Origin of the sequence: Pseudomonas sp. KB-10 (genome assembly GCF_018221585.1) — a bacterium.
Lineage (GTDB): Bacteria > Pseudomonadota > Gammaproteobacteria > Pseudomonadales > Pseudomonadaceae > Aquipseudomonas > Aquipseudomonas yangonensis.
Window position 1 is genome coordinate 443,202 of the sequence record NZ_QYYB01000001.1, and the last position, 24,961, is coordinate 468,162.

Below are 24,961 nucleotides of genomic sequence, written 5' to 3' on the forward strand. Positions count from 1 at the left end.
AGGAGGCGGTGCCTCCAAAAGCACGCCTCTTCGCCCCATAAATGGGAGAGGGTCATCAGATGGCCGCTAGCGGCCGTTTTCTTTACTGACGAATACCTTCGATCGAGATGATCAGCTCGACGGTTTCCGAAGCCGGGCCGAGGTCCATGGCGATGTCGAAATCCTTCAGTTTCAGGGTAGTGGTGCCTTCGAAGCCGGCGCGGTAGCCGCCCCACGGGTCCTTGCCTTCACCGATGAACTTGGCGGCGATGACGACCGGCTTGGTCACGCCATTCAGGGTCAGGTTACCGGTAACGTCGGCAGTGCCTTCACCGGTGGACTTGACCGAAGTGGACTCGAAGGTCGCAGTGTCGTGCTTACTGGCGTTGAGGAAATCGGCGCTGCGGATGTGCTTGTCACGCTCGGCGTGGTTGGTGTCGACGCTGGCGGTCTTCAGGGTCACGCTGACCTTGCTCGCCTCGGGCTTGTCGGCGTCGAAGCTGAACTTGCCGTCGAAGTCCTTGAAGGTGCCGTACAGCCAGCTGTAGCCCAGATGGCTGATCTTGAAGTTGACGAAAGCGTGCTGGCCTTGCTTGTCGATAACGTAGTCGGCTGCCATGGCCTGACCGCCGATCAGAGCGGAGCCCAGAACCAGTGCAGCGAGGGCGTTCTTCAACATGGGGTGTTCTCCTTGCGAGGTTGTCGATCTAGTCGGGCCTTGGCCCGGGTTATGAAATGCGTCAGCGCCCGAACATCCGCAGCAGAGTGCTGTCGCGGTCGATGAAATGATGTTTGAGTGCGGCCAGGCCATGCACAACGGCGAAGATCACCAGGCCCCAGGCCAGGTACTCATGGACGGCACCCGCGATATCTTCCTGCTGCGCAATACCCGTCAGGGTTGCCGGCACGCTGAACAGCCCGAATACCTCAATGCCACGGCCATCGGCGGTGGAGATCAGATAACCGGAGATCATCACGCCGAACAGCCCGAGGTAGAGCGCGCCATGCCCGAGCTTGGAGGCCAGGCGAGTAAGCGGGCCATGGCTGCTCAGGGCCGCCGGCGCCGGGTTGAGGACACGCCAAAGCACGCGCAGCAGCATGACTGCGAACAGCACAATACCGATGCTCTTGTGCAGGTCGGGCGCACTCTGGCGCCACGGATCGTAATAGCTGAGCCCCACCATCCAAAAGCCAAGGCCGAACAGACCGAATACGGCCAGCGCGACCAGCCAGTGCAGCAGCACGCTGACCAGACCATAACGAGCAGAGGTGTTGCGCCATTGCATGAGGGACTTTCCTGATCCAGATTCCGAGCAAGACTAACGGTAAATATATCGATTTAAAGCGGAAAATTTCGCTATGAAAGATCGATAAAAACGATATCTCATTTCGAGTTTTTTCAGGCCACCCGCTTAGCGCACGCCACCTGCGCAAAATGCCCCATCAGCGATACGGACAGCGGGTCATGCCGGATCAGCCGTGTATCCCGGACACCTTCTGGTAGGCTGTGGCGCTGGATACTGGGAGATTCTTCATGAGCCTGAACGACCACTGGATGCAACGCGACCTTGACGTGTTGTGGCACCCCTGCACGCAGATGAAGGACCATGAGCGCCTGCCCCTGGTGGCGATCCGCAAGGCCTCCGGTGTCTGGCTGGAAGACTTCGAAGGCAAGCGCTACCTGGACGCAGTCAGCTCCTGGTGGGTGAACGTCTTCGGCCACGCCAACCCGCGCATCAACGCGCGTATCCGCGAGCAGCTGGAGAGCCTGGAGCACGTCATGCTCGCCGGCTTCACCCATCAGCCAGTCATCGAACTGTCCGAGCGCCTGGTGCAGATCACTCCGCCCGGGCTGAACAAGGTGTTCTATGCCGACAACGGCTCGTCGGGCATCGAGGTGGCGCTGAAGATGAGCTTTCACTACTGGCTCAACAACGGCCAGGCCGGCAAGAAACGCTTCGTCACCCTCACCAACAGCTACCACGGCGAAACCGTGGCGGCGATGTCGGTGGGCGACGTGTCGCTGTTCACCGACACCTACAAGGCGCTGCTGCTCGACACCATCAAGGTGCCCAGCCCGGACTGCTACCTGCGCCCCGACGGCGTGAGCTGGGAGGAGCATTCGCGCGTCATGTTCGCCCATATGGAGCAGACGCTGGCCGAGCACCACCATGAGGTTGCCGCGGTGATCGTCGAACCGCTGATCCAGGGCGCCGGCGGCATGCGCATGTACCACCCGATCTACCTCAAGCTGTTGCGCGAGGCCTGCGACCGCTATGGCGTGCACCTGATACATGACGAAATTGCTGTCGGCTTCGGCCGCACCGGCACCCTGTTCGCCTGCGAGCAGGCCGGGATTACTCCCGACTTTCTGGTGCTGTCCAAGGCGCTGACCGGCGGCTACCTGCCAATGGCCGCGGTGCTGACCACCGACGACGTTTACGGCGCCTTCTATGACGACTACGCGACGCTGCGCGCCTTCCTTCACTCGCACACCTACACCGGCAACCCGCTGGCCTGCGCCGCCGCGCTGGCGACCCTGGATATCTTCCGTGACGACGATGTGATCGAACGCAACAAGGCCCTGGCGGCACGCATGGCCAGCGCCACTGCGCACCTGGCCGATCACCCGCATGTCGCCGAAGTGCGCCAGACCGGCATGGCCCTGGCCATCGAGATGGTGCAGGACAAAGCCGCCAGGACCGCCTACCCCTGGCAGGAACGACGCGGACTGCGTGTGTACCAGCACGCACTGGAACGCGGCGCACTGCTGCGCCCCCTTGGCAGCGTGGTGTATTTCCTGCCGCCCTACGTGATCAGTCCCGAGGAAATCGATTTCCTCGCCGAGGTGGCCAGCGAAGGCATCGATATCGCCACCCGTGAGTCGGTCAGCGTGGCGGTAGATAGCAGCCACTACCCGGACCATCGCGACCCGGGCTAAAAGCGGCCACAGGCTTCAGGCTACAGGCCACAGGCGATACACTCCGCCCACCTGTAGCCTGCCGCCTGAAGCCTTTTCCCATGCGCCTATCCCGCTTCTTTATCGATGCCCCGCTGTCCCTCGGCCAGCATGAACTGCCCGAGGCCCAGGCCCACTACATCGGCCGCGTGCTGCGCCATGCGGCGGGCGATGCCGTACAGCTGTTCGACGGCAGCGGCCAGGAATACCTCGGCGAACTGATCGAGGTGGGCAAGAAGAGCGTGCGCGTCGAACTGCGCGAAGCCATCGCCGGGCTGAGCGAATCGCCGCTGCGTATCCATCTGGGCCAGGGCCTGTCGCGCGGCGAGCGCATGGATTGGGCGATTCAGAAAGCCACCGAGCTCGGGGCCAGCGAAATCACCCCGATCGTCTCCGCGCGCTGCGAGGTGCGCCTGAAGGACGAACGCGCCGACAAGCGCATGGCCCATTGGCGTCAGGTGGCGATCAGCGCCTGCGAGCAATGCGGCCGTTCGGTGCTGCCGGTGATCCACGCGCCGCTGGAACTGAACGCCTGGCTGCAGCAGATCGAAGCCGACCTGAAACTGGTATTGCACCCGGTCGCCGAACCCTGGGTCGGCCATGTCCCGCCGCGCTCACTGGCGTTTTTGATCGGCCCCGAAGGCGGTTTGAGCGATGCAGAGGTGGATCAGGCCAGGCAGTCTGGCTTCCATGCCGCCCGCCTTGGACCGCGCGTTTTGCGCACCGAAACGGCTCCAGTGGTCGCTTTGAGTGTCGCTCAGCAGCTCTGGGGAGACCTGTAGGCGAAAAATGTCGCCTTAGCGTAACTAAATGTGACCTCAAGAGATTGCAAGACGGGCAGTCTTTGTCATGCTCTGCGCGCCGCACGCGCGACCCGCTCACCAGCGACCCGCGCGCGGCCGAGGCCGGCGCCCCGCAGCGTCGTTCTCTTCCAATAACAAACAACGGGCCTCGGCACCGCCCAAAAGGCGGCCGCATGCCCAGGAGCATTGCATGAACGAACTGGTCTCGACCCTAAACGGTCTGGTCTGGAGCCCGGCGCTGATCTATCTATGTCTCGGCGTTGGTCTCTACTTCTCCCTGCGCGGCCGCTTCCTCCAGGTTCGCCACTTCAAAGAAATGATTCGCCTGATGTTCACCGGCAAGACCGACGAGCATGGCATCACCTCCTTCCAGGCTCTGACCATGACCCTCGCCGGTCGCGTCGGTACCGGCAACATCGCCGGTGTGGCCACCGCCATCACCTTCGGTGGTCCGGGTGCCGTGTTCTGGATGTGGATGGTCGCCTTCCTCGGCGCCAGCTCGGCGTTCGTCGAGTCGACCCTCGGTCAGGTGTACAAGGAAAAGCTCAACGGTGAGTACCGCGGCGGCCCGGCCTTCTACATCGAGCGCGGCCTGGGTCTGAAGTGGTACGCCTGGCTGTTCGCCATCGTCACCGTATTCGCCTGCGGCCTGCTGCTGCCGGGCGTACAGGCCAACTCCATCGCCTCCAGCGTCAACACCGCATTCGGCATCGACCCGAACGTCACCGCCGCCGTACTGGCCGTGCTGATCGGCCTGATCATCTTCGGTGGCGTCAAGCGTATCGCCCACTTCACTCAGGTGGTCGTACCGTTCATGGCGCTGGGCTACATCCTGGTAGCGCTGGTGATCATCCTGCTGAACATCACTCAGCTGCCGGAAGTCGTGATGCTGATCGTCAAGAGCGCCTTCGGCCTTGAGGCCGGCTTCGGCGCCATCGTCGGCCTGGCCATCCAGTGGGGCGTCAAGCGCGGCGTGTACTCCAACGAAGCCGGTCAGGGTACCGGTCCGCACGCCTCGTCCGCCGCTGCCGTCAGCCACCCGGCCAAGCAGGGCCTGGTTCAGGGCTTCTCGGTTTACATCGACACCCTGTTCGTCTGCTCTGCCACCGCCTTCATGCTGCTGATCACCGGTCAGTACAACGTCCAGGCACCCGATGGCAGCGCGATGTTCACCGGTATCGCCGGCGTCGCCGCAGGCCCGGGTTACGTACAGACTGCGATGGAAAACATGATGCCCGGCTTCGGCAATGCCTTCGTCGCCATCGCCCTGTTCTTCTTCGCCTTCACCACCATCCTCGCGTACTACTACATCGCCGAGACCAACATTGCCTACATCAACCGCAAGGTGAAGCGCCCCATCCTCACCCTGCTGCTGAAGTTCGGCATCATCGCGGCTACCGTCTACGGCACCGTGCACACCGCAACCTTCGCCTGGGATCTGGGCGACCTCGGTGTGGGCCTGATGGCCTGGCTGAACATCATCGCCATCCTGCTGATGCACAAGGTTGCCTACAAGTGCCTGAAGGACTACGAGCAGCAGTTGGACGAGGGCAAGGATCCGGTGTTCAATCCGGAGAAACTCGGCATCACCAATGCCGATTACTGGACCTCGGAAGAAAACCTGACTGCGAACAAGACCGAAGCGCAGCAACCGCAGCGCTGATAGCCTGACAGCAGTAGCGAAAAAGCCCCGGCAATGCCGGGGCTTTTTCATGGGCGCTCGCCTGAGCGCAGGATTCCGTCAGATCAGGCCGGCATCGGCGAGCAGTTGCTCCAGTGCCGCCAGATCCGGAATACGCACAACCTCGTCACCGACGCGTGCGGCGCCCAGCTCCAGCGGCGCCAGTTCGGCATCGGCCGCAGGCAGGTCGCTGCCGACTTTCAGCGAACGCGGAATACCCTGCACCAACAGAGCGATGAACTTGACCTTGGGCCGACCACCCAGGGCGTTGATCACCGCCACGCGGGCACCGCTGGCGACCTGCGCCTGGCCACCACTGGCAGCCTCGAAGGACAGTAGCGGCAAACGCAGATCGCGCCAGGCAATCTGGCCGAGAAACCAGTCGGGCGTGCCCTCGCTGACTTGCGGGGCACGATAGGGAATCAGTTCCGCCACCGCCACGTTGGGCAGCAGCAGGGTGCGGTCGGCCAGAGGCACCAGCAGGCCGGTTAGACCGGCGGCGGTGTTCTGGGTGGCGACGGCTTGGCTCATTGAAACGTCCTCAACTGCAATGTTCGGCGAGGTGATTGACCAGGGCCACGGCCAGCTCGCGCGGGTCGGCGCTGAAGCTGCTGTAGCCGCCCTCGCGCAGGCTGTCCGGCATGCTCGGGCTGGCGCAGCTGTCGGCGCGCTGAGTCCAGATCACCCCGCCCTGGCGTTTGACGTAGGCGGCGGCGGCACTGCCATCGCTGCCCATGCCACTGAACGCGATGACGCCGCACTGGGCACCGAACTGCTGTGCCAGGTTGAGCATCATCTGATCGATGGAAGGGCTGTAGGGCTCCGGCCAGCCGCGCTCGGCAATCTGCATCGCGCCGTCGTCGGCAAAGCCCAGCTCGCGGGTGATCGGTACCACCACTACCTCGCCGCAACGCACCGGATCGCCCTGGCGCGCCGTGTTGACGTGCCACTGACTGTGGCGACCGACCGCCTGCGGCAACGCCACCTCGAAACTGGCGTCGATGTGCTGGGCATAGATGAACCCAATGGGCAGGCCGCCCGGCAGCGCATCGAGGAAGGCCTTGACCGCCGCAGGGCCGCCCAGCGAGGCCGCCAGCAGCCATACCTGACGTGCCGGCTCGCCGGCCTTCAGCGGGGTGTTGGCCAGCGCCTGCGGCAGTTCCAGGCGCGCAGGGCGCTGCGCCTCGTCGAGCAGCGCCTGCAGGCTCGGCCCGACCGCCTGGGTCGGATCGCCGACCAGACGCTTGAGTTTGCCGAACAGGCTGCGCTCCCAACGCGGGTAGTTTTCCGAATGACGCTCGGGCGCGTGGCCTTCGCCGAACAGCACCGGGGCGCTGGCGCGCTCCAGCAGGCTGTCGACCAGCGGCGAATCTTCCGACTGGGCCAGGTCTACCAGCCACAGGTCGGTGTCGCAGGCTGCCAGTGCCTGCTCGTCAAGGCGTGCCGGGTCGCTGTTGAGCACCACCTGATAGCCGCCACCGGCCAATGCCTGCTGCAGCACGTGGCGCTGCAGCGAGGTGTCGGCGATTACTGCGATACGCGCGGAGGATTTTTCCGTCATGTCCGTTTGACCCGGTGGCTATCCACCAACTGAGCAATGGTGTCGAGCAGCAAGGACTCCTGATAGGGCTTGCCGAGGTACTGGTTGACGCCAATGGCCATGGCCCGCTCGCGGTGCTTCTCGCCGGTACGCGAGGTGATCATGATGATCGGCAGATCCTTCAGGCGCTCGTCGTGACGCACCAGGGTGGCCACCTCGAAACCATCCATGCGCGGCATCTCGATGTCCAGCAGCATGATGTCGGGCTTGTGCTCCTGCAGTTGGGCGATGGCGTCCACCCCGTCCTTGGCGGTGACCACGTTCATGCCGTTGCGTTCGAGCAGGCGGCTGGTGACCTTGCGCACGGTGACCGAGTCGTCCACCACCATGACCAGGGTCGGACGGTCGACTTCCACCTCCTCGTTGGCCGCCATCGGGCGCGAGGCCAGGCGCGGCATCAGCTGACTCTGCAGATGCGCGTGCAGCACACGGATGGTCGCCAGCAGATCGAGAATCACCACCACGCGACCGTCGCCGAGGATGGTCGCCCCGGAGATGCCATTCACCCCGGCGAACTGCGGGCCAAGGCTCTTCACCACGATCTCGCGCGAGCCGGCCAGGCTGTCTACCTGCACCGCCACGGCATGCTCGCTGGAGCGCACCAGAATCACCGGCAGCGGCAGGCTCTGGCCCACCAGTTTGGGTTGCTGACCATTGTTCAGCAGGTCGCCCAGGTACTTCAGCTCGTAAGCCTGCCCGGCGTACTCGAAACGCGGTGCATCGGGGGCGTAATAGGCCTCCAGCTCGTAGGGCGAGACGCGCACGATACCTTCGATGGTATTCAGCGGAATGGCGTAGAGATCTTCCCCGGAGTAGACCATCAGCGCGCGGTTGACCGACACGGTGAACGGCAGGCGAATGGTGAAGCGCGTGCCCTGGCCCAGTGTCGAGTCGATGCTCATCGAGCCGCCGAGCTGCTTGACCTCCGAGTGCACCACGTCCATACCGACGCCACGCCCGGAAATCTGCGTGACCTTCTCCGCGGTGGAGAACCCGGCCTCGAGGATGAACTGCAGCACCTCGTGATCGCTCAGGTCGCTGTCGGCGTCCATCAGACCACGTTCGACGGCCTTGCGGCGCACGGCCTCCAGACGGATACCGCCGCCGTCATCTTCCAGGGTCAGGACGATATCGCCGCCCTCACGGCCGAGATTGAGGCGAATGGTGCCGGTATCCGGCTTGCCGGCAGCGCGGCGCGCATCGGCCAGTTCGATGCCATGGTCGACGGCGTTGCGCAGCATGTGTTCCAGCGGCGCGACGATGCGCTCGAGCACGGTGCGGTCCATTTCCCCATCGGCGTTGCCGACGACGAACTCGACCTGCTTGCCCAGCTCACCGGCCACCTGACGCACGATACGGCGCAGACGCGGCACCAGGCGATCGAACGGCACCATGCGGGTGCGCATCAGGCCTTCCTGCAGCTCGGTATTGACCCGCGCCTGTTGCAACAGCAGGGTCTCGGCGTCGCGGTTCTTCGCCGCCAGGGTTTCCTTCAGATCGAGCAAGTCGGAGGCGGACTCGAACAGCGCGCGGGACAGCTGCTGCAGCTGCGAGTGACGGTCCATCTCCAACGGGTCGAAGTCTTCGTAACCGGCGCGCTCGGCCTCGGCCTGGTAACGGCTGAGAATCTGCGCCTGGGTTTCGGTATCGAGACGACGCAGCTGGTCGCGGACCCGGTCGATGGTCGCTTCCATCTCGCTCAGGGTGAAGCTGACATCGCTGACCTGTTGCTCCACACGGCCACGGAAGATCGAGGTTTCACCGGCCAGGTTGACCAGGCCTTCGAGCAACTCGGCCGGCACCTTGACCAGCTCCTGCGGCGCGCGACGCGCGGCGGCTTCCTGAGCGGCCGCCTGGGCCCGCTGCACGAACGGCAGGACCGTGGGCGCCTGTACCTGGGCCGGCGTTTCACTGGCCGCGACGATGGGGTTGCGCAGGGTGGCGACCGTAGGCGATTCAGGCTCTGCCTCGACCACGGGCGCCACTAGCGGCTCGTCGGCAAGGCTGGCGCTGAGGCGCTGGCGTAGCAGGTCGACCTCCTGCTGCAGCCCTTCGAAACCGGACTGCACGTCCAGCAACAGGCTGTCGGGCCAGGGCGCGCCCTGTTGCAAGGCCTCGGTCAGATGCTGCTCCAGGTCGTGGCTCAGATTGCCGAGGCGCTTCTGCCCGGCCAGACGTGCGCCGCCCTTGAGGGTGTGCAGGATACGCAGCATCTCGTCGATGGCGTTGCCGTCATCACGCTGTTCTTCCCAGCGCCCGACGGCGGATTCCATCGCCTCGAGCAGGTCGTCGGCCTCCTCGAGAAAGATATCGAGGATGTCACTGTCCGCATCTTCGCCTTCGTCGCTCTCGACCACGGCCTTGAGCTGCACCGACGACGGCATGCTGAGCTGCTCGTCAGGGTTGGCCCGGAAGCGCTTGATGGTCTCGATCAGGGCATCGCCCTGCGGCACCGCGCGCTGACCACGCACGGCTTCGAGCATTTCGGCCAGACGGTCGTGGCAGGCCTGCAGCAGGGTGAACAGTTCGGGGCTGGCGCGCAGGCGGCCATTGCCGAGGTCTTCGTAGAGGAATTCCAGTTCGTGGGCCAGATCGCCAATCTCGCGAATCTCGGCCATGCGCGCACCACCCTTGAGGGTATGCAGGTCGCGTTGCAGAGCCTCCAGCTCCAGGCTGTTGTCAACATCGGTCATCCAGCGCTGCAATGCGGCACCCGCGCTATCGATGATGTCGAACCCTTCCTCGAGGAAGATTTCCACCAGTTCTGGATCACGCTCATCGTGCCAGTTGGCCAGCGTTGCGCTCTGCGACTCGGGCTCGGGCTCGGGCTCGGGCTCGGCAACAGCTTCGCGCGCCAGCGGCTGCTCTTCGGGCAGCACCCACTCGACTTCATCGATCAGCGGCAACTCCGCCTCGGGCTCGGCCTGTGGCTGCTCATCGAGCAGAATCTCGTCCTCGACCAAGGCCAGCGGTGGCAGCTCGAAGCTTTCGGTTTGCGCGTCGGCTGCCTCGATGGGCTGGTCGTCCGGCTCAGGCTCGATTTGAGCGACAGCGGCCGACAGGCTCTGCGGCGTGCCGCTCTGACGGAACTGACGGATCGCCTGAATCAGGTCTTCCCCTGACACCAGAGGACGGCGTGCCTGCAACTGATCGAGCATCTGTGCCAGACGGTCATGGCTTTGCTGCAGCAGGCTGCCCAACTCCGGCGAGTGGTTGTAACGGCGGTCGACCAGGCCTTCGTAGAGCGACTCCAGCTCGTGGCCCAGGTCACCGATCGGGCGAATCGCGGCCATGCGCGCGCCGCCCTTGAGGGTATGCAGGTCGCGCTGCAGCGAGGACAACGGCAGGGTGTTGTCCGGCTCGCCGAGCCAGCGCTCCAGCGCCTGGCCGGCACTCTCCAGAATGTCCACAGCCTCTTCGAGGAAGATCTCCACCATTTCCTCGTCGAGTTCGGCGTCGGCCTCGCTCGGGTCGTCTTCGACCTGCGCTTCGGCCTGCGGTGCTTCGACCGCATCCTCGGTGACTTCCGTCTCGGCAAGCGGCTCATCCAGACTCTGCGGCTCGCTATCAGCCTGCTCCAGCTCGACCATGGCCTGATCGAGTTCGGTGATTTCCAGCCCCTCGGCGCCAGGCGTCAGCAAGGCCAGGGTATTCGGATCGATGGCTTCACTGAGCAGGTTGCGCAGCGCCTGCACCCGCTCGGGTTGCGGGCTGACCTGCAAGGCGGCGGCGACCTGATCCATCATGCCGATCAGCGCTTCGTGAGCCTTTTCCGCTTCGTCGAAGAAGCGCTCGCTGACGGCCAGGCTGCCTTCTTCAACGGCGCCGTAAAGGTCCAGCAGGGCTTCGCACAGTTCGTCGATCTGTGGCAGCTCGGCCATCTCGGCACCACGGCCAAGGGTGGTCAGCTCTTCCAACAGGGCAGAGAGTTCCTGACGCTCGGACGGATGCTCGCGCCATTTGCGCAGCAGGTCTTCGGCGTCCAGCAGGATGTCCATACCCTCGGCGAGGAAGATGCTGATCAGCTGCGGATCGCGGCTCTCGCCGCTTTGCGCCATACGCTCGTTTTCGGCATTGGCCAGACGCTCCTGATGCAGCGCCTGAACACGTGCCAGAAACGCCTCGGCACCGGGAATGGGCGCCAGCGGCTGGCTTTGCAGGTTATCGAGACCGGTGCGGAACAGGCCTTCGGCGCTGCTGAGCAGCTCGGCGGCAGCCAGATCCACCTGAATCAGGTTGGTCTTGAACTCCTTGACCAGCTTTTCCAGCGGCGCGGCGATTTCCGCCACCGGCAGGATGCCGGCCATGTAGGCACTGCCCTTGAGCGTATGCAGGGCGCGCTGCAGGTCGTCGGTCACCGGTTGCGGCAGTTCCTGCGCGCAGTCGGCGAGAAAGCCCACCAGGGTGTCCAGATGGGTCTCCGCCTCGTTGCGGAAGATCTCCAGCAACTGCGGGTCGAGGGGCTCGCCTTCGAGCGCTTCGTCGTCGCGCACAGCGATTGGCTCGGCGACATCGGTAGCTTGGTCAACGCCCACCGGCTCGGCTACCTGCGGGGTGGCCGGGGCGTCAGATTTTGGGGGTGTCAGCCCCTTGGCCAAGGCATGCGCGGTGGCGGCCAACAGGTCTACGTCATCGCGCTGACGCTGCGCCTTGGCGGCGAACTCCTCGACCAGCGCCGGCATCAGCGCCACGACGTCTAGCACCACCTGCTGCACCGACTCACTCGGCTCGATGCTGCGGTCCAGTACGCGGTTGAGCAGGTTCTCGATGGACCAGGCCAGTTCGCCGATGATCAGCGCACGCACCATGCGCCCGCTACCCTTGAGGGTGTGGAAGGCGCGGCGCACTTCGATCAGCGCGTCCTTGTTGTCGGTGTCGGCCTGCCACTGCGGCAGGTACTCGGCGATGGTTTCCAGCACCTCACCGGCTTCCTCGATGAATACTTCCAGCAGCTCCTCGTCCACCGGTTCTTCATCGGCGGGCGGCGGCAGCAGGCTCGGCGGCACATCGGCAGCAGGCGGGTTGATCGCCTGCACCGGCGCAGCCATCACGTCAGCCATCGACAGCGGCTTCTCCGCTGCCGGTGTCTCGATCTCCGGAACGATTTCAGGTGGGCTGGGCAGTTCGACTTCCGGCAGTTCCAGATCCGCCAGTTCCAGCTCGTCCCACTGCGGCGTCTCGGCCAGTGGGTCCAGGCTCAGTTCTTCCGGCTCCAGCGCAGGCTCCGGCTCGGCATCGAGCAAAGGAGCGGCAACGATCTCTTCGCTCTGTAGCGACGGCAGCTCTTCGAGCTCCTCCAGTTCGAAAGTGAAGGTGTCGGCCGTCTCGCTCGCAGCTGACAGCTCGGGCTCGGCGTCGGGCAACTGCAGGTCGGCAACCTCGTCGTCAGGCTCAGAAAGTTCGAACTCCAGCGGCTCGATTTCTGCCAGCGGCTCTTCGAGTTGCTCGCTCTCTGCGCCCAGCAGTTCGATTTCCTGCAACGGGTCGGCCAGAGGCGCCAGGCTCTCTTGCTGCGGCTCGACGCGGTCGAGGATCGAAGGCTTTTCCTTGAGCGGGTAACCCAGGGTCTCCAGGCTCTCCTCGGCGACATCGAGAATCAGGTCGCCCTGAGTGCCATGGTCCTCGGCCAGACGCTCGAGGTAATACTCGACGCTGGTAATGGCATCGGCCAGGGTATCCAGGCTCTGCCAGTTGGGCACGGCCTTGCGTGCCAGCAGCTGCTCCTGAATGTAGCGGTTGCAGGCGTTGAGCAGGTCGGCGGCGCGTTGTAGCGGAATCATCGCCAGGCCGCCACGGACCTGGGTCAGCAGCTCTGGCACGCGGGCCAGGTGTTCGTGGTTCCACTGCGAGGCGATGAACTCGATGATCGCGTCCTTGGCCTGTTCCAGGCCATTGCGCGCTTCCTTGATCACCAGCTGGTGGATCTGCGCCACGTCGGTGGTCGGCAGATGGCTCTGTTCGTTCTGGCTGTCGTCACTCGGACCGACCATGCCGGCCAGCGTCGCCTCGACGTAGAGCAGCGCACCAGCGACGTCCATCAGTACAGCGTCATTGGGTTCGCGCTGCCCGAGAGACAGGCTGTGGACCACGTCGATCTGGTCGAGAATCACCTTGCGCGGCTGACCGAAGCCCAGCACCGCGAGTGTATCGGCGATCTGCTTGAGCGGCGCCAGCAAGGCGTCCAGCTCGCCGGGCTGATTGCGATCGCTGCGCACGAACAGATCGAGGCTGTCCTTGACCCGCACCAGCTCCTCGCACAGCGCGGCGACCACCGAACGCATGGCGTCGCGGTCGGGCCCCGCCAGACGGGCACGCTCTTCGTCCACCACCTCGTTGTCGGGCAGCGCTTCGTCGAGACGGTATTGTTCCTTCAGCGCACGAATACGCGGCGACTGCGCCGGCGCCTTGGCCACGTAGAACAGCAGGTTCTTGGTCAGTTCGTCCGGCGCGGACTGGTTTATGCCATCGGCGCCCTGCTCGACCAGGCGCTTGAGCTCCTTGTCGACCTGACGCAGCAGCGTGCGCACGGAGGTACCGTTGACCACGCTGCCATTGGCCAGGCCTTCGACCAGGCCGGAGGCGATCTGCCACAGGCCGCCCAACGGGGCGTCCTTGCACAGGCTTTCCAGGCGAGCGAAAACACGCGCCATGTAGCCGAGGTTGGTGGCCAGATCCTGATTGCGGATCACCCCAACCAGCGCCATCTGCAGCATCTGCCGCAGTTTGCGCAGCAGCACCGGCAGTTCGGCGGTACGCAGACGCGCCATGCTGCCTTCCGGCAGTGCCGGCAGGCGCGCGGACATGTCCGGCGAGAACAGGCTGGTTTCCGACAGCAGCTTCTCGCCACGGGCGGCACGCAGATCGTTGAGCAGCGGCAGCACGACCATCGGCAGGTCGCGACGGGCGGTCTGGATGCGGTCGAGGTACACCGGCAGTTGCAGGATGGCCTGCATCAGCACTTCCAGGGCTTCGCCCTGGTTGGCCACGCGACCTTCCATCAGCGCCTTGGCCAGCTGCTCCATCTCCTCGGCGAGCAACGCTGCGCCGTAGAACTCGACCATCTGCAAGGTGCCGTGCACCTGGTGCACGTAGGTCAGGCAGAAGCGCATGCGCGTCGGGTCCTGCGGGTTCTCGACGAACGCCTCCAGGGCCTGCCGCGCCTGCTTCAGGGTTTCCCCGATCTCGCCTTTGACCCACTCCAGGGCGACATAATCATGCCGATCACCCATAGCCACTCCACTCATAAACTTGGCCTTATCCCTTGCGGGTAAACGCCAGAACTCGCTCGTCAGGCACCGGCACCAGTTGCGGGTGCTGCCAACCGGCTACTTCGCCCACGCCCACGACCAGCAGGCCACCCGGCGCCAGGCTCTCGGCCAGGCGGTTGAGGATGTCGCGGCGACGCCAGCGGCGGAAATAGATCAGCAAGTTCTGGCAGAAAATCACGTCCATGCCGGACATCGGCGCCTTGGCCAGTTCCAGCACATTGAGCCGGGCGCAGCACACGCGCGCCGCCAGGCTCGGTACCACCTTGAAACGTCCATCGGCCTGCGCAAGAAAGTAGCGCTCGCGCAGTTCGTCATTCACCTGCTCCAGACGCCGCACCGAATAGCACGCCTCGCGCGCCTTGCTCAGTGCTCCCTGACTGATATCCGTACCGGTCACTGCGAAATGCTCGGGCAATTCGCTGCCCTGCAGGGCCTCGGCGGCCAGAATCGCCAGCGAATAAGGCTCCTCACCACTGGAGCAGCCCACGCTCCAGAACTCCCAGGGTTTGCTCAGACCTGCCGCCAGACGTTCCTGCAGGTACTGCGAGAGCACCTCGAAGGAAGGCGGATGACGGAAGAAACGGGTTTCCTGCACGGTCAGTCGATCCAGCAGGGTCGACCACTCCACCGCGCCACGCGGACCGTCGGTAACCTGACGGTAGTAGCTGGCGTAATCCTCGACGCCCAGTTCGCGCATGCGCGCACTCAGGTTGGTCTGCAGGAATGCGCGCCGCTGCTCGCTGATCACCACACCGGTACGCGCCTCAAGCAGCGTCTGCCAGTCGTGGAAATCGGCTTGCGACATATCGGTCACCGGGCGCAATGCCCAAACGCCCGCTGACTGCATACCTTCGCCCTGGGTCATGGCTGTGATGCGGAGGCTGCAGCCAGCCTCCGCGCTCCTTTATCAGGCGTCTGGCAGGGTGAAGCCGGACACCGACTTGCGCATCTCGCTGGCCATCTTGGCCAGGTTACCAATGCTCTTGGCGGTGGCGGTGGTACCCGAGGACGTCTGCGAGGTGATCTCCTGGATCACGTTCATGGTGTTGGAAATGTGGCCGGCCGAAGAGGCCTGCTGACGGGCGGCGTTGGAAATGTTCTGGATGAGGGCCGCGAGGGTCTTCGATACCTTCTCGATCTCTTCCAGTGCCACACCGGCGTCCTGCGCCAGGCGGGCACCGCGCACCACTTCGGAAGTCGTCTGCTCCATGGAGATAACGGCTTCGTTGGTGTCGGTCTGAATGGTTTTTACCAGCGCCTCGATCTGCTTGGTCGCCGCCGAGGAACGTTCTGCGAGGCGTTGTACCTCGTCAGCTACCACGGCGAAGCCGCGGCCCGCATCACCGGCCATGGACGCCTGGATCGCGGCGTTCAGTGCGAGGATGTTGGTCTGGTCGGCAATGTCGTTAATCAGGCTTACGATGTCACCGATCTCCTGGGACGATTCACCGAGGCGCTTGATCCGCTTCGAGGTGTCCTGGATCTGCTCACGGATGTTATCCATGCCGGTGATGGTGTTGTGTACGACCTCGTTGCCCTTGTTGGCGATGGCTACGGAACGTTCCGCTACCGCGGAGGATTCCGAGGCGTTCGCCGATACTTGGTCAATCGACACGGCCATCTCGTTGATCGCCGCGGAGGCACCGGCGATTTCCTGCGCCTGGTGCTCGGACGCTTCGGCCAGGTGCATCGCCGTGGCCTGGGTTTCCTGGGCCGCACCGGCTACCTGAACGGCGGTCAGGTTGATGGTCGCCACCAGGTCGCGCAGCTGGTCGATGGAGTAGTTGATGGAGTCGGCGATGGCACCGGTGAAGTCTTCGGTTACCGTCGCAGCCACGGTCAGGTCACCGTCGGCGAGGTCGGCGATTTCATCGAGCAGACGCAGAATCGCTGCCTGGTTACGTTCGTTCTTCTCGGCGGTTTCGGCCAGACGACGGTTGGTTTCACGCACCATCACCAGACCGATGAGAATGATCGAACCCAGCGCCAGAGCACCCAGCACATAGCCGAACAGGGTGTTGAGCGCACGGCCGTCGGCCAGATCCTCGAAGCCCCCAGCCAGATCGGACGCCTTGTCCAGCAGGGTCTGCGACACGGTGAAGATCGAGTTCGCCGATTCACGCACCTGGAACAGTTCCGGCGAGGTCTCGAGAATCTCGTCCACCGAACCGGATACGAATTCGAACAGCTCGGAAATCTCTGCCAGACGTTCGAGGGCTTCCTCGTCGGTGACCTGGCTGATTTCCATTGCCGCGTTGCCTTCGAGCATCGCCGCCAGTACACGACCGAACAGGCTGGCATCACGACCGAACATGTCGGCGGCCTGTACCGAGTCTTCGTCACCGGCCAGTACCTTGTTCACCGAACCGAGGATACGTTCAGCCAGCAGCGACTGACGCTGGGCCACGGAAACCTGGGCGGCCGGCGCACCGCTTTCCAGCAGGATGTCGACCACTTCCTCGTACTCGACCTGCAGCTGCGGAATGGTTTCCGCCAGGGTGGCGGCTACCTGGTGCAGCGACAGTACGGTCTGCTCGCTGGCGAGAATGGCGTCGGTGTTCTGCCGCAGGTTATCCCAGTCCTGCTGTACCGCCGCCATCTGCGCCTGCACCGACTCCGGCGCCGGCGGCAAACCGCTGCTGGCGTCACCATCGGTAAGGTAGCCCCAGCGCTGCTGGAAGTCGTTGCGTGCATCGCGCAACAGACCGAAGGCTTCGGCAGTACCCGCCGCCGCTTCCGTGGCGTTCTTGGCGATACGCTGGGACAGCACGCGCAGCTCACCGGAGTGACTGATGTACTCGGTATCGTAGTTGGACTGGGTGTTGATGTAGGCGAAGTTCGCGAACAACAGCACGATGGAAACGATAAGCACGACGAACAGCGCTGCGATCAGCGTACTGCTGCGTGCCCCCGCCAATAAATTGCCTGCATTGAGTTTTTTCATTATCTGGCCCCCGCCTGGACCGACCGCACTAGGGTTCCCATGTAACGCCAAAGAGCCGGAAGAACCGACCCAACCGAAAATCTATTGATAGGACACATCGAGAAAGCCCGGATCGGCCGTCAGCGCGTGAGGGCTGAACACCAACCAGGGCTGTTCCCGTTGAAAAACACCGTGGATGAACGGCGCAATGCTCGCCTCGAGAGGCGGCAGTTGTTCTGAGAAGGCATCCACGGGGAAATGCTGCATACCGAAAACTTCGTCGACCGTCAGGCCGGCGAAAATTTCCTGGTGATCGACCACCAGGACTCGCCGCAGCTTGCGCAGCGGCGACAGTTCATGACCGAAGAACCCGCACAGGTCCATGATCGGTAAAAGGCGGCCACGCACGTTGGCCACCCCTTTGACCCAGCTCTTCACACCCGGCAGCAGGGTGTAGCGCGGTTCGTGCAGGACCTCGCCCACCTCCCCCATCGGCGCGACGAAGAACCGCTCGCCCATGCGAAAGCCGATACCGCTCCAGGTCTGCACCGCCGCCTGTTGCGACGGCAGGCCAGCCGCCAGGGCCCGGCAACGCTGGTCGATCTCGAGGAGGATCTGGTAAGGAGTCTGCGCGTCCGACATGCCAGCCGTGGCCTTCTTTTTATTCAATGAGCGGACAGCACGGCGTCAGCCGGCCAGTACCGCATTGAGAGTTTTCAGCAAGGTGTCTTCGTCGACCGGCTTGGTCAGGTAATCCTTGGCGCCCTGGCGCTTGCCCCAGACCTTGTCGGTTTCCTGATCCTTGGTGGTGACGATGATCACCGGGATGTGGCTGGTTTCAGCGTCCTTGGTCAGCTGACGGGTCGCCTGGAAACCGTTGAGACCGGGCATGACGATATCCATCAGCACCGCGTCCGGCTTTTCCTGGCGGGCCAGGGCAACGCCGTCGGCGCCGTTTTCCGCCTTCAGTACCTGATGGCCGTGCTTTTCCAGCATGGCGGTCAGTTTGTACATCTCGGTCGGGGAGTCATCAACAATCAGAATTCGAGCCATGGTGTTTCCCAATGCAGAAGAGACGCAGGGGCCGTGAGGCCGGTGCGTCAGGAGGCTTGTTCCACCGGGGTGAAGTCCGGTACATGGGCTTTGATCGCACCGAGCAGCTCTTCCTTGCTGAAGGGCTTGGTCAGATATTGATCGGAACCGACGATGCGGCCCTTGGCCTTGTCGAACAGGCCATCCTTGGAGGACAGCATGATCACCGGGGTGGATTTGAAGGCACTGTTGTTCTTGATCAGGGCACAGGTCTGATACCCATCGAGACGCGGCATCATGATGTCGACAAAGATGATGCTCGGGTGAGTGTCGGCAATCTTGGCCAGGGCATCGAAGCCATCGACCGCGGTGATGACATCACAACCCACTTTTTTCAGCAGAGTTTCGGCGGTGCGACGAATCGTTTTCGAGTCGTCGATCACCATCACTTTCAAACCCTCGGAATGCTGTTCCATGTTCGCCCTACCATCGCCTCGGTGAGTCGTTATATTCGCGTTATCAGTATGCCTGAGGCCCAGTCGCCGATGGGGCTTGACCCAATCGTCGGGCCTTTTTAGCACACTCTCCAGATGCAATCTATAAAGCCTGCCGGGACAGTGCCAGGCCTTGACCAAGCCCCCGGCCGACGCCACCCTGACAGCCTCTTACGGCATGGCCAACCCGGCCTCTACCTTTATCTCGCGGAGAGTTACCCCCATGAGCCTTCGTCTCGGGATCGTCATGGATCCGATTGCCAGCATCTCCTTCAAGAAGGACAGCTCGCTGGCCATGTTGCTGGCCGCTCAAGCACGCGGCTGGTCGCTGTTCTACATGGAGCAGCAGGATCTCTACCAGGTTCGCGGTCAGGCTCGTGCCCGCCTGCGCCCACTGGAAGTGTTCAATGACCCGCAGCGCTGGTTCACCTTGGGCATGGAACAGGACACCCCGCTCGCCGAGCTGGATGTGATTCTCATGCGCAAGGACCCGCCCTTCGATAACGAATTCGTCTACTCCACCTACCTGCTCGAGCAGGCGGAGCGCGACGGCGTACTGGTGGTCAATCGGCCGCAGAGCCTGCGCGACTGCAATGAAAAGTTCTTCGCCACCCAGTTTCCCCAATACACGCCGCCGACCCTGGTCAGTCGGCGCGCCGATATTGTGCGCCAGTTTGCCGATGAGCACCGTGACATCATTCTCAAACCCCTTGATGGCATGGGCGGATCGCAGATCTTTCGCCACCGCGCAGGCGACCCCAACCTCTCGGTGATTCTGGAAACCCTGACCCTGCACGGCCAGCAGCAGATCATGGTGCAGGCCTATCTGCCGGCCATCAAGGACGGCGACAAGCGCATCCTGATGATAGACGGGGAACCGGTACCCTACTGCCTGGCGCGCATCCCGGCCGCCGGAGAAACCCGCGGCAACCTGGCTGCAGGCGGGCGTGGCGAAGCCAGGCCGCTGACCGAACGCGACCGCGAGATCGCCACTGCAGTCGGCCCGACCCTGCGCGAAAAAGGGCTGATATTCGTCGGACTCGACGTCATCGGCGAGCACCTGACGGAAATCAACGTCACCAGTCCGACCTGCATCCGCGAGATCGATGCCGCTTTCGATACTCGTATCGGTGAACGCCTGATGGACTGCATTGCCAGCAAGCGCGGGCTAAAAGCTTGACGCAGGTGGCAGCCTGGCGCCTGCAACTTGCAGGCGCCCACCGCTACCCGGCAGACTGCGCCCCATTCGAACGCAGACCCGATACGCGATGAACGCAGCCGCTACCCCGCCCTCCACCTCTTCCGCTACCGTCCGCCCGGCGGATCGCCTGGGGTTCACCCTGTTTCTCGCCGCTGCCCTGCATGTGGCACTGATTCTTGGCATCGGCTTCACCCTGGAGTCGCCGCCGGAGATCAGCAAGACGCTGGAAATCACCCTGTCGACCTTCAAGAGCGAAGATAAGCCCAAGGAGGCGGACTTTCTCGCCCAGGACAACCAGCAAGGCAGCGGCACGCTGGAACACGCCGCTGCGCCCAAGACCACCGAGCAGGCCCCGTTCCAGGACAGCGAGGCGCGCAAGGTCACACCGCCGGCGACGCCGCAGCAACCCGCCACCAAGCAGGAAGCGCCCAAAGCGGCCGTCGCCACGCGCGCACCACAGCAACAGAAGACGCCGGTCAAACGCGAGGAAGCCAAACCGGTTCCGGAAACGCGCCCGGCACCGGTATTCGACTCTGCCCAGCTCTCGGCAGAAATCGCCAGTCTGGAAGCCGAACTGGCGCAGGAAGTTCAGGCCTACGCCAAGCGCCCGAAGATCCACCGCCTCAACGCCGCCTCGACCATGCGCGACAAGGGCGCCTGGTACAAGGACGAGTGGCGCAAGAAGGTCGAACGCATCGGCAACCTCAATTATCCGGACGACGCCCGTCGCCAGCGCATCTACGGCAGCCTGCGCCTGCTGGTGTCGATCAACCGCGATGGCTCACTGTATGAAGTGCAGGTGCTGGAGTCCTCGGGCCAGGCCGTACTGGACCAGGCCGCGCAACGCATCGTGCGCCTGGCCGCACCCTATGCGCCCTTCACCGGCGACCTGGCCGATATCGACCGCCTGGAAATCATCCGCACCTGGCGCTTCGAGCGCGGTGATCGGCTGTCGAGCAACTAGTCCCGAGGTACACGCGGCCTGTCCTGCGCCGCTATCCGTAGCCCGGATGAAATCCGGGAACCTCACCACCACCCCGGATTCCATCCGGGCTACCTGCACGTCGTCCCTGCCCTGCAGCTGAACTGCCCTACAGCTTGAAGCCCGGCGCCTTAAAGCTGAAACTAGGCGTCATGAAGAACTCAGCCCCCATCTCGCTCAAGCACCATTTTCTGATCGCCATGCCGCACATGGCCGATCCGAACTTTGCCCAGACCGTCACCTACCTGGTCGAACACAACGAGCAGGGCGCGATGGGCCTGGTGATCAACAAGCCCAACGGCCTCAATCTGGCCGAAGTGCTCGAACAATTGCGCCCCGATGAAGAGCCCGCAGCGCTGTGCCACAGCCTGCCGATCTTCGCCGGCGGCCCGGTGCAGACCGACCGTGGTTTCGTCCTGCACCCGGCCGGCCCGCAGTTCCAGGCAACCCTGGAGCTGGGTGAACTGGGCCTGTCCACTTCGCAGGACGTGCTGTTCGCCATCGCCGATGGCACTGGCCCGGACAAGTACCTGATCACCCTCGGCTACGCCGGCTGGGAAGCCGGGCAACTGGAAGCGGAGCTGGCCGACAACGCCTGGCTGACCTGCCCCGCCGACAGCAGCATTCTTTTCGACCTGCCCTTTGACCAGCGCCTCGATGCCGCGGCAGCACGCCTGGGGGTCAACCTCAGCCTGCTGACCTCGCAGGTCGGGCACGCCTGATGAGTGACAAGCCACTGCGCCTGTTGCTGGGCTTCGACTATGGCACCAAGCAGATCGGCGTCGCCGTCGGCCAGGTGATCACCGGCCAGGCCCGTGAGCTGTGCGTGCTCAAGGCGCAGAACGGCGTGCCGGACTGGAGCCGCGTCGAAGCGCTGATCAAGGAGTGGCAGCCGGACGCCGTGGTAGTCGGCCTGCCGCTGAACATGGACGGCACGCCCAGCGAGATGAGCGCCCGCGCCGAGAAATTTGCCCGCCGCCTCAATGGCCGCTTCAACCTGCCCGCCTACACCCACGACGAGCGCCTGACCACCTTCGAGGCCAAGGGCCAGCGCCTGCGCGAAGGCCAGAGTGGGGGTTATCGTGAGCGCCCGGTCGATGCCATTGCCGCCGCTCTGCTACTGCAGGGCTGGCTAGAGGAAAACTGCACGGGCTGAGCGACTCGGCCCGCACCAAGGAGTTTCGCCATGCTACCGAACCCCAACGACCTGCTGCCGGCCATGGCCAATGCGCTGACCCGGCATCTGAACCAACGCCAGATTCTGGATCCGCGCTTCATCGGCATCCGCACCGGCGGCGTCTGGGTCGCCCAGGCCCTGCTACAGGCGCTGGGACGTGATGACGCCCTTGGCATCCTCGACGTCTCCTTCTACCGTGACGACTTCACCCAGAACGGTCTGCACCCACAGGTTCAACCGTCCGAGTTGCCGTTCGAGATCGAGGGCCAGCATCTGGTGCTGATCGACGACGTGCTGATGAGCGGGCGCACCATCCGCGCCGCGCTGAACGAACTGTTCGACTATGGCCGCCCGGCCAGCGTGACCCTGGTCAGCCTGCTCGACCTCAACGCCCGCGATTTGCCGATCCGCCCGGACGTGGTCGGCGCCACCCTGTCGCTGGCGACCAACGAGCGGGTAAAATTGTCCGGCCCCACGCCGCTGACCCTCGAACTCCAGACGCTCGCCAACTGAGACTCCCCGCGATGACGCCACTCGCCGCCAAGCGCCCGCTGCAGCTGAACGACCAAGGTCAGCTGCGTCACTTCCTCTCACTCGACGGCCTGCCCCGCGAGCTGTTGACCGAAATCCTCGACACCGCCGACTCCTTCCTCGAAGTCGGCGCGCGGGCGGTGAAGAAAGTCCCGCTGCTGCGTGGCAAGACCGTGTGCAACGTGTTCTTCGAGAACTCCACGCGCACCCGCACCACCTTCGAGCTGGCCGCCCAGCGCCTGTCGGCCGACGTCATCAGCCTGAACGTGTCGACCAGCTCCACCAGCAAGGGGGAGACGCTGTTCGACACCCTGCGCAACCTCGAGGCCATGGCCGCCGACATCTTCGTCGTGCGCCATGCCGACTCCGGCGCCGCGCACTTCATCGCCGAGCACGTGTGCCCGAACCTGGCGATCATCAACGGTGGCGACGGCCGCCACGCGCACCCGACTCAGGGCATGCTCGACATGCTCACCATCCGCCGCCACAAGGGCGACTTCGAGAATCTTTCGGTGGCCATCGTCGGCGATATCCTGCACTCGCGGGTGGCGCGCTCGAACATGCTGGCGCTGAAGACTCTGGGCTGCCCGGACATCCGCGTGATCGCGCCGAAGACCCTGTTGCCCATCGGCCTCGAGGAAAGCTACGGCGTGCGCGTATTCAGCGACGCCAACGAAGGCCTCAAGGACGTCGACGTGGTGATCATGCTGCGCCTGCAGCGCGAGCGCATGCAGGGCGGCCTGCTGCCCAGCGAGGGCGAGTTCTACCGCCTGTTCGGCCTTACCGAGCAGCGCCTGAAACTGGCCAAGCCCGATGCCCTGGTGATGCACCCGGGCCCGATCAACCGCGGCGTGGAGATCGAGTCGGCGGTGGCCGACGGCCCGCAGTCGGTGATCCTCAACCAGGTCACCTATGGCATCGCCATTCGCATGGCCGTGCTGTCGATGGCCATGAGCGGGCAGAACGCCCAACGTCAACTCAACGCCGAGGAGGCCAACTGATGCGTACCGCAATCCTCGGCGCCCGTGTGATCGACCCGGCCATCGGTCTGGACAGGGTCGCCGACCTCTATATCGACGGCGGCAAGCTGGCCGCCATCGGCCAGGCCCCGGCCGGTTTCACTGCCGACAAGACGCTCGAGGCCCAGGGCCTGATCGCCGCGCCTGGCCTGGTCGACCTGTCCGTGGCCCTGCGCGAGCCGGGCTACAGCCGCAAGGGCAGCATTGCCACGGAAACCCTGGCTGCGGCCGCTGGCGGCGTCACCAGCCTGTGCTGCCCGCCGATCACCAAACCGGTGCTGGACACCTCGGCGGTGGCCGAGCTGATCCTCGATCGCGCCCGCGAAGCCGGACACACCAAGGTCTTCCCCATCGGCGCACTGAGCAAGGGCCTGGCCGGCGAGCAGTTGGCCGAGCTGGTCGCCCTGCGCGATGCCGGCTGCGTGGCCTTCGGCAACGGCCTGGACAACTTCCGCAGCAGCCGCACCCTGCGACGCGCGCTGGAATACGCGGCCACCTTCGACCTGCAGGTGATCTTCCACTCGCAGGATGCCGACCTGGCCGAAGGCGGCCTGGCGCACGAGGGCCCGACCGCCAGCTTCCTCGGTCTGGCCGGCATCCCGGAAACCGCCGAGACCGTGGCCCTGGCCCGCGACCTGCTGCTGGTGGAACAAAGCGGCGTGCGCGCGCACTTCAGCCAGATCACCAGCGCCCGTGGCGCCGAACTGATCGCCAATGCTCAGGCCCGCGGCCTGCCGGTGACCGCCGATGTGGCGCTGTACCAGCTGATTCTCACCGACGAGGCGCTGATCGATTTCTCCAGCCTCTACCACGTGCAGCCGCCGCTGCGCTCGCGCGCCGACCGCGACGGCCTGCGCGAGGCGGTGAAGGCCGGAGTGATCTCGGCCATCGCCAGCCATCACCAGCCGCACGAGCGCGACGCCAAGCTGGCGCCCTTCGCCGACACCGAGCCGGGCATCAGCAGCGTGCAGTTGCTGCTCCCGCTGGCCATGAGCCTGGTGCAGGACGGCCTGCTCGATCTGCCGACACTGCTGGCGCGTCTGTCCAGCGGCCCGGCAGCCGCACTGCGCCTGCCGGCCGGCACGCTCAGCGTCGGCGCCGCCGCCGATATCGTCCTGTTCGATGCGCAGGCTTCCACCGTCGCCGGTGAGCAGTGGTATTCCAAGGGCAGCAACTGCCCGTTCATCGGCCATTGCCTGCCCGGCGCGGTGCGCTACACCCTGGTCGACGGACATATCAGCTACCAGGGCTGAGCCCTTCGAGCCCGCCATTTGGCGGGCTTGTTGTCCGTGGGTGCGCCAAGCGCACCCTA

At 64.3% G+C, this 24,961-nt stretch carries 20 protein-coding genes; 10 read left to right on the forward strand and 10 right to left on the reverse strand.

Annotated elements, in window-relative coordinates; genetic code table 11:
• Positions 1-82: 82 nt before the first annotated feature.
• On the reverse strand, positions 83-658 hold the full coding sequence (locus DXK50_RS01975; protein ID WP_161865785.1) for a YceI family protein: 576 nt from the start codon (positions 656-658) through the stop codon (positions 83-85).
• 61 nt (positions 659-719) lie between these two features.
• Complete coding sequence (locus DXK50_RS01980) at positions 720-1,265, reverse strand: cytochrome b (protein ID WP_161865784.1); 546 nt, start codon at positions 1,263-1,265, stop codon at positions 720-722.
• A gap of 248 nt (positions 1,266-1,513) precedes the next feature.
• On the opposite strand from DXK50_RS01980, the gene DXK50_RS01985 reads away from it, so the two are divergent.
• The 3 genes from DXK50_RS01985 (at position 1,514) to DXK50_RS01995 (ending at position 5,404) form a co-directional block, all read left to right on the forward strand.
• A complete protein-coding gene (locus DXK50_RS01985; protein WP_212629179.1) occupies positions 1,514-2,920 on the forward strand; it encodes an adenosylmethionine--8-amino-7-oxononanoate transaminase in 1,407 nt (468 codons plus the stop codon).
• A gap of 80 nt (positions 2,921-3,000) precedes the next feature.
• The gene (locus tag DXK50_RS01990) at positions 3,001-3,720 is read left to right on the forward strand and encodes a 16S rRNA (uracil(1498)-N(3))-methyltransferase (protein ID WP_161865782.1); all 720 of its coding nucleotides are present in this window, start codon (positions 3,001-3,003) and stop codon (positions 3,718-3,720) included.
• 211 nt (positions 3,721-3,931) lie between these two features.
• The gene (locus DXK50_RS01995; protein ID WP_161865781.1) at positions 3,932-5,404 is read left to right on the forward strand and encodes an alanine/glycine:cation symporter family protein; all 1,473 of its coding nucleotides are present in this window, start codon (positions 3,932-3,934) and stop codon (positions 5,402-5,404) included.
• A 78-nt stretch (positions 5,405-5,482) separates the two neighbouring features.
• On the opposite strand, the gene DXK50_RS02000 is transcribed toward DXK50_RS01995, so the two are convergent.
• The 8 genes from DXK50_RS02000 to pilG all read right to left on the reverse strand — a co-directional run bounded on the left by DXK50_RS02000 (position 5,483) and on the right by pilG (position 18,721).
• A complete protein-coding gene (locus tag DXK50_RS02000; protein ID WP_212629180.1) occupies positions 5,483-5,953 on the reverse strand; it encodes a chemotaxis protein CheW in 471 nt (156 codons plus the stop codon).
• Positions 5,954-5,963: 10 nt separating this feature from the next.
• The gene (locus DXK50_RS02005) at positions 5,964-6,983 is read right to left on the reverse strand and encodes a chemotaxis protein CheB (RefSeq protein ID WP_212629181.1); all 1,020 of its coding nucleotides are present in this window, start codon (positions 6,981-6,983) and stop codon (positions 5,964-5,966) included.
• Positions 6,980-14,251, reverse strand: a complete 7,272-nt coding sequence (locus DXK50_RS02010; protein ID WP_212629182.1) for an Hpt domain-containing protein — start codon at positions 14,249-14,251, stop codon at positions 6,980-6,982. The genes DXK50_RS02005 and DXK50_RS02010 overlap by 4 nt, the downstream gene beginning before the upstream one ends.
• A gap of 25 nt (positions 14,252-14,276) precedes the next feature.
• Positions 14,277-15,137 (reverse strand): protein-glutamate O-methyltransferase, encoded by an 861-nt coding sequence (locus DXK50_RS02015; protein WP_161865850.1) that lies wholly within the window; start codon positions 15,135-15,137, stop codon positions 14,277-14,279.
• A gap of 60 nt (positions 15,138-15,197) precedes the next feature.
• Positions 15,198-17,234 carry a methyl-accepting chemotaxis protein gene (locus DXK50_RS02020; protein WP_161865777.1) on the reverse strand — a complete coding sequence of 679 codons (2,037 nt, stop codon included), beginning with the start codon at positions 17,232-17,234 and terminating at the stop codon, positions 15,198-15,200.
• Between the two features lie 81 nt (positions 17,235-17,315).
• Entirely contained in the window at positions 17,316-17,855 is a 540-nt protein-coding gene (locus DXK50_RS02025) for a chemotaxis protein CheW (RefSeq protein WP_161865776.1), read from the reverse strand.
• Positions 17,856-17,900: 45 nt separating this feature from the next.
• Positions 17,901-18,266: a twitching motility response regulator PilH gene (pilH, locus tag DXK50_RS02030; RefSeq protein ID WP_013713612.1), complete on the reverse strand. Its 366-nt coding sequence runs from the start codon at positions 18,264-18,266 to the stop codon at positions 17,901-17,903.
• A 47-nt stretch (positions 18,267-18,313) separates the two neighbouring features.
• The gene (gene pilG, locus DXK50_RS02035; RefSeq protein WP_003458788.1) at positions 18,314-18,721 is read right to left on the reverse strand and encodes a twitching motility response regulator PilG; all 408 of its coding nucleotides are present in this window, start codon (positions 18,719-18,721) and stop codon (positions 18,314-18,316) included.
• Between the two features lie 241 nt (positions 18,722-18,962).
• Between pilG and gshB the strand changes: the two genes are divergently transcribed.
• The 7 genes from gshB to DXK50_RS02070 all read left to right on the forward strand — a co-directional run bounded on the left by gshB (position 18,963) and on the right by DXK50_RS02070 (position 24,902).
• Entirely contained in the window at positions 18,963-19,919 is a 957-nt protein-coding gene (gshB, locus tag DXK50_RS02040; RefSeq protein WP_212629183.1) for a glutathione synthase, read from the forward strand.
• Positions 19,920-20,007: 88 nt separating this feature from the next.
• On the forward strand, positions 20,008-20,904 hold the full coding sequence (locus tag DXK50_RS02045) for an energy transducer TonB (protein WP_212629184.1): 897 nt from the start codon (positions 20,008-20,010) through the stop codon (positions 20,902-20,904).
• A gap of 170 nt (positions 20,905-21,074) precedes the next feature.
• On the forward strand, positions 21,075-21,644 hold the full coding sequence (locus DXK50_RS02050) for a YqgE/AlgH family protein (RefSeq protein WP_212629185.1): 570 nt from the start codon (positions 21,075-21,077) through the stop codon (positions 21,642-21,644).
• Positions 21,641-22,078 (forward strand): Holliday junction resolvase RuvX, encoded by a 438-nt coding sequence (ruvX, locus tag DXK50_RS02055; RefSeq protein WP_099522898.1) that lies wholly within the window; start codon positions 21,641-21,643, stop codon positions 22,076-22,078. Before DXK50_RS02050 ends, ruvX begins: the two co-directional genes overlap by 4 nt.
• Before the next feature lie 30 nt (positions 22,079-22,108).
• Positions 22,109-22,612 (forward strand): bifunctional pyr operon transcriptional regulator/uracil phosphoribosyltransferase PyrR, encoded by a 504-nt coding sequence (gene pyrR, locus DXK50_RS02060; RefSeq protein ID WP_161865772.1) that lies wholly within the window; start codon positions 22,109-22,111, stop codon positions 22,610-22,612.
• A gap of 11 nt (positions 22,613-22,623) precedes the next feature.
• Entirely contained in the window at positions 22,624-23,631 is a 1,008-nt protein-coding gene (locus DXK50_RS02065; RefSeq protein WP_011920651.1) for an aspartate carbamoyltransferase catalytic subunit, read from the forward strand.
• Positions 23,631-24,902: a dihydroorotase gene (locus DXK50_RS02070; RefSeq protein WP_212629186.1), complete on the forward strand. Its 1,272-nt coding sequence runs from the start codon at positions 23,631-23,633 to the stop codon at positions 24,900-24,902. Before DXK50_RS02065 ends, DXK50_RS02070 begins: the two co-directional genes overlap by 1 nt.
• Positions 24,903-24,961: the final 59 nt, after the last annotated feature.

What these genes read in the sequence shown, in the direction of transcription:
- DXK50_RS02070 (WP_212629186.1), top strand. Translation starts at nt 23,631, where the DNA reads ATGCGTACCGCAATCCTCGGCGCCCGTGTGATCGACCCGGCCATCGGT.
- DXK50_RS02005 (WP_212629181.1), bottom strand. Translation starts at nt 6,983, where the DNA reads ATGACGGAAAAATCCTCCGCGCGTATCGCAGTAATCGCCGACACCTCG.
- DXK50_RS01975 (WP_161865785.1), bottom strand. Translation starts at nt 658, where the DNA reads ATGTTGAAGAACGCCCTCGCTGCACTGGTTCTGGGCTCCGCTCTGATC.
- DXK50_RS02050 (WP_212629185.1), top strand. Translation starts at nt 21,075, where the DNA reads ATGAAGAACTCAGCCCCCATCTCGCTCAAGCACCATTTTCTGATCGCC.
- pilG (WP_003458788.1), bottom strand. Translation starts at nt 18,721, where the DNA reads ATGGAACAGCATTCCGAGGGTTTGAAAGTGATGGTGATCGACGACTCG.
- pyrR (WP_161865772.1), top strand. Translation starts at nt 22,109, where the DNA reads ATGCTACCGAACCCCAACGACCTGCTGCCGGCCATGGCCAATGCGCTG.
- DXK50_RS02015 (WP_161865850.1), bottom strand. Translation starts at nt 15,137, where the DNA reads ATGCAGTCAGCGGGCGTTTGGGCATTGCGCCCGGTGACCGATATGTCG.
- gshB (WP_212629183.1), top strand. Translation starts at nt 18,963, where the DNA reads ATGAGCCTTCGTCTCGGGATCGTCATGGATCCGATTGCCAGCATCTCC.
- DXK50_RS01990 (WP_161865782.1), top strand. Translation starts at nt 3,001, where the DNA reads ATGCGCCTATCCCGCTTCTTTATCGATGCCCCGCTGTCCCTCGGCCAG.
- DXK50_RS02025 (WP_161865776.1), bottom strand. Translation starts at nt 17,855, where the DNA reads ATGTCGGACGCGCAGACTCCTTACCAGATCCTCCTCGAGATCGACCAG.
- pilH (WP_013713612.1), bottom strand. Translation starts at nt 18,266, where the DNA reads ATGGCTCGAATTCTGATTGTTGATGACTCCCCGACCGAGATGTACAAA.
- DXK50_RS01985 (WP_212629179.1), top strand. Translation starts at nt 1,514, where the DNA reads ATGAGCCTGAACGACCACTGGATGCAACGCGACCTTGACGTGTTGTGG.
- DXK50_RS01995 (WP_161865781.1), top strand. Translation starts at nt 3,932, where the DNA reads ATGAACGAACTGGTCTCGACCCTAAACGGTCTGGTCTGGAGCCCGGCG.
- DXK50_RS01980 (WP_161865784.1), bottom strand. Translation starts at nt 1,265, where the DNA reads ATGCAATGGCGCAACACCTCTGCTCGTTATGGTCTGGTCAGCGTGCTG.
- DXK50_RS02020 (WP_161865777.1), bottom strand. Translation starts at nt 17,234, where the DNA reads ATGAAAAAACTCAATGCAGGCAATTTATTGGCGGGGGCACGCAGCAGT.
- DXK50_RS02045 (WP_212629184.1), top strand. Translation starts at nt 20,008, where the DNA reads ATGAACGCAGCCGCTACCCCGCCCTCCACCTCTTCCGCTACCGTCCGC.
- DXK50_RS02065 (WP_011920651.1), top strand. Translation starts at nt 22,624, where the DNA reads ATGACGCCACTCGCCGCCAAGCGCCCGCTGCAGCTGAACGACCAAGGT.
- DXK50_RS02010 (WP_212629182.1), bottom strand. Translation starts at nt 14,251, where the DNA reads ATGGGTGATCGGCATGATTATGTCGCCCTGGAGTGGGTCAAAGGCGAG.
- DXK50_RS02000 (WP_212629180.1), bottom strand. Translation starts at nt 5,953, where the DNA reads ATGAGCCAAGCCGTCGCCACCCAGAACACCGCCGCCGGTCTAACCGGC.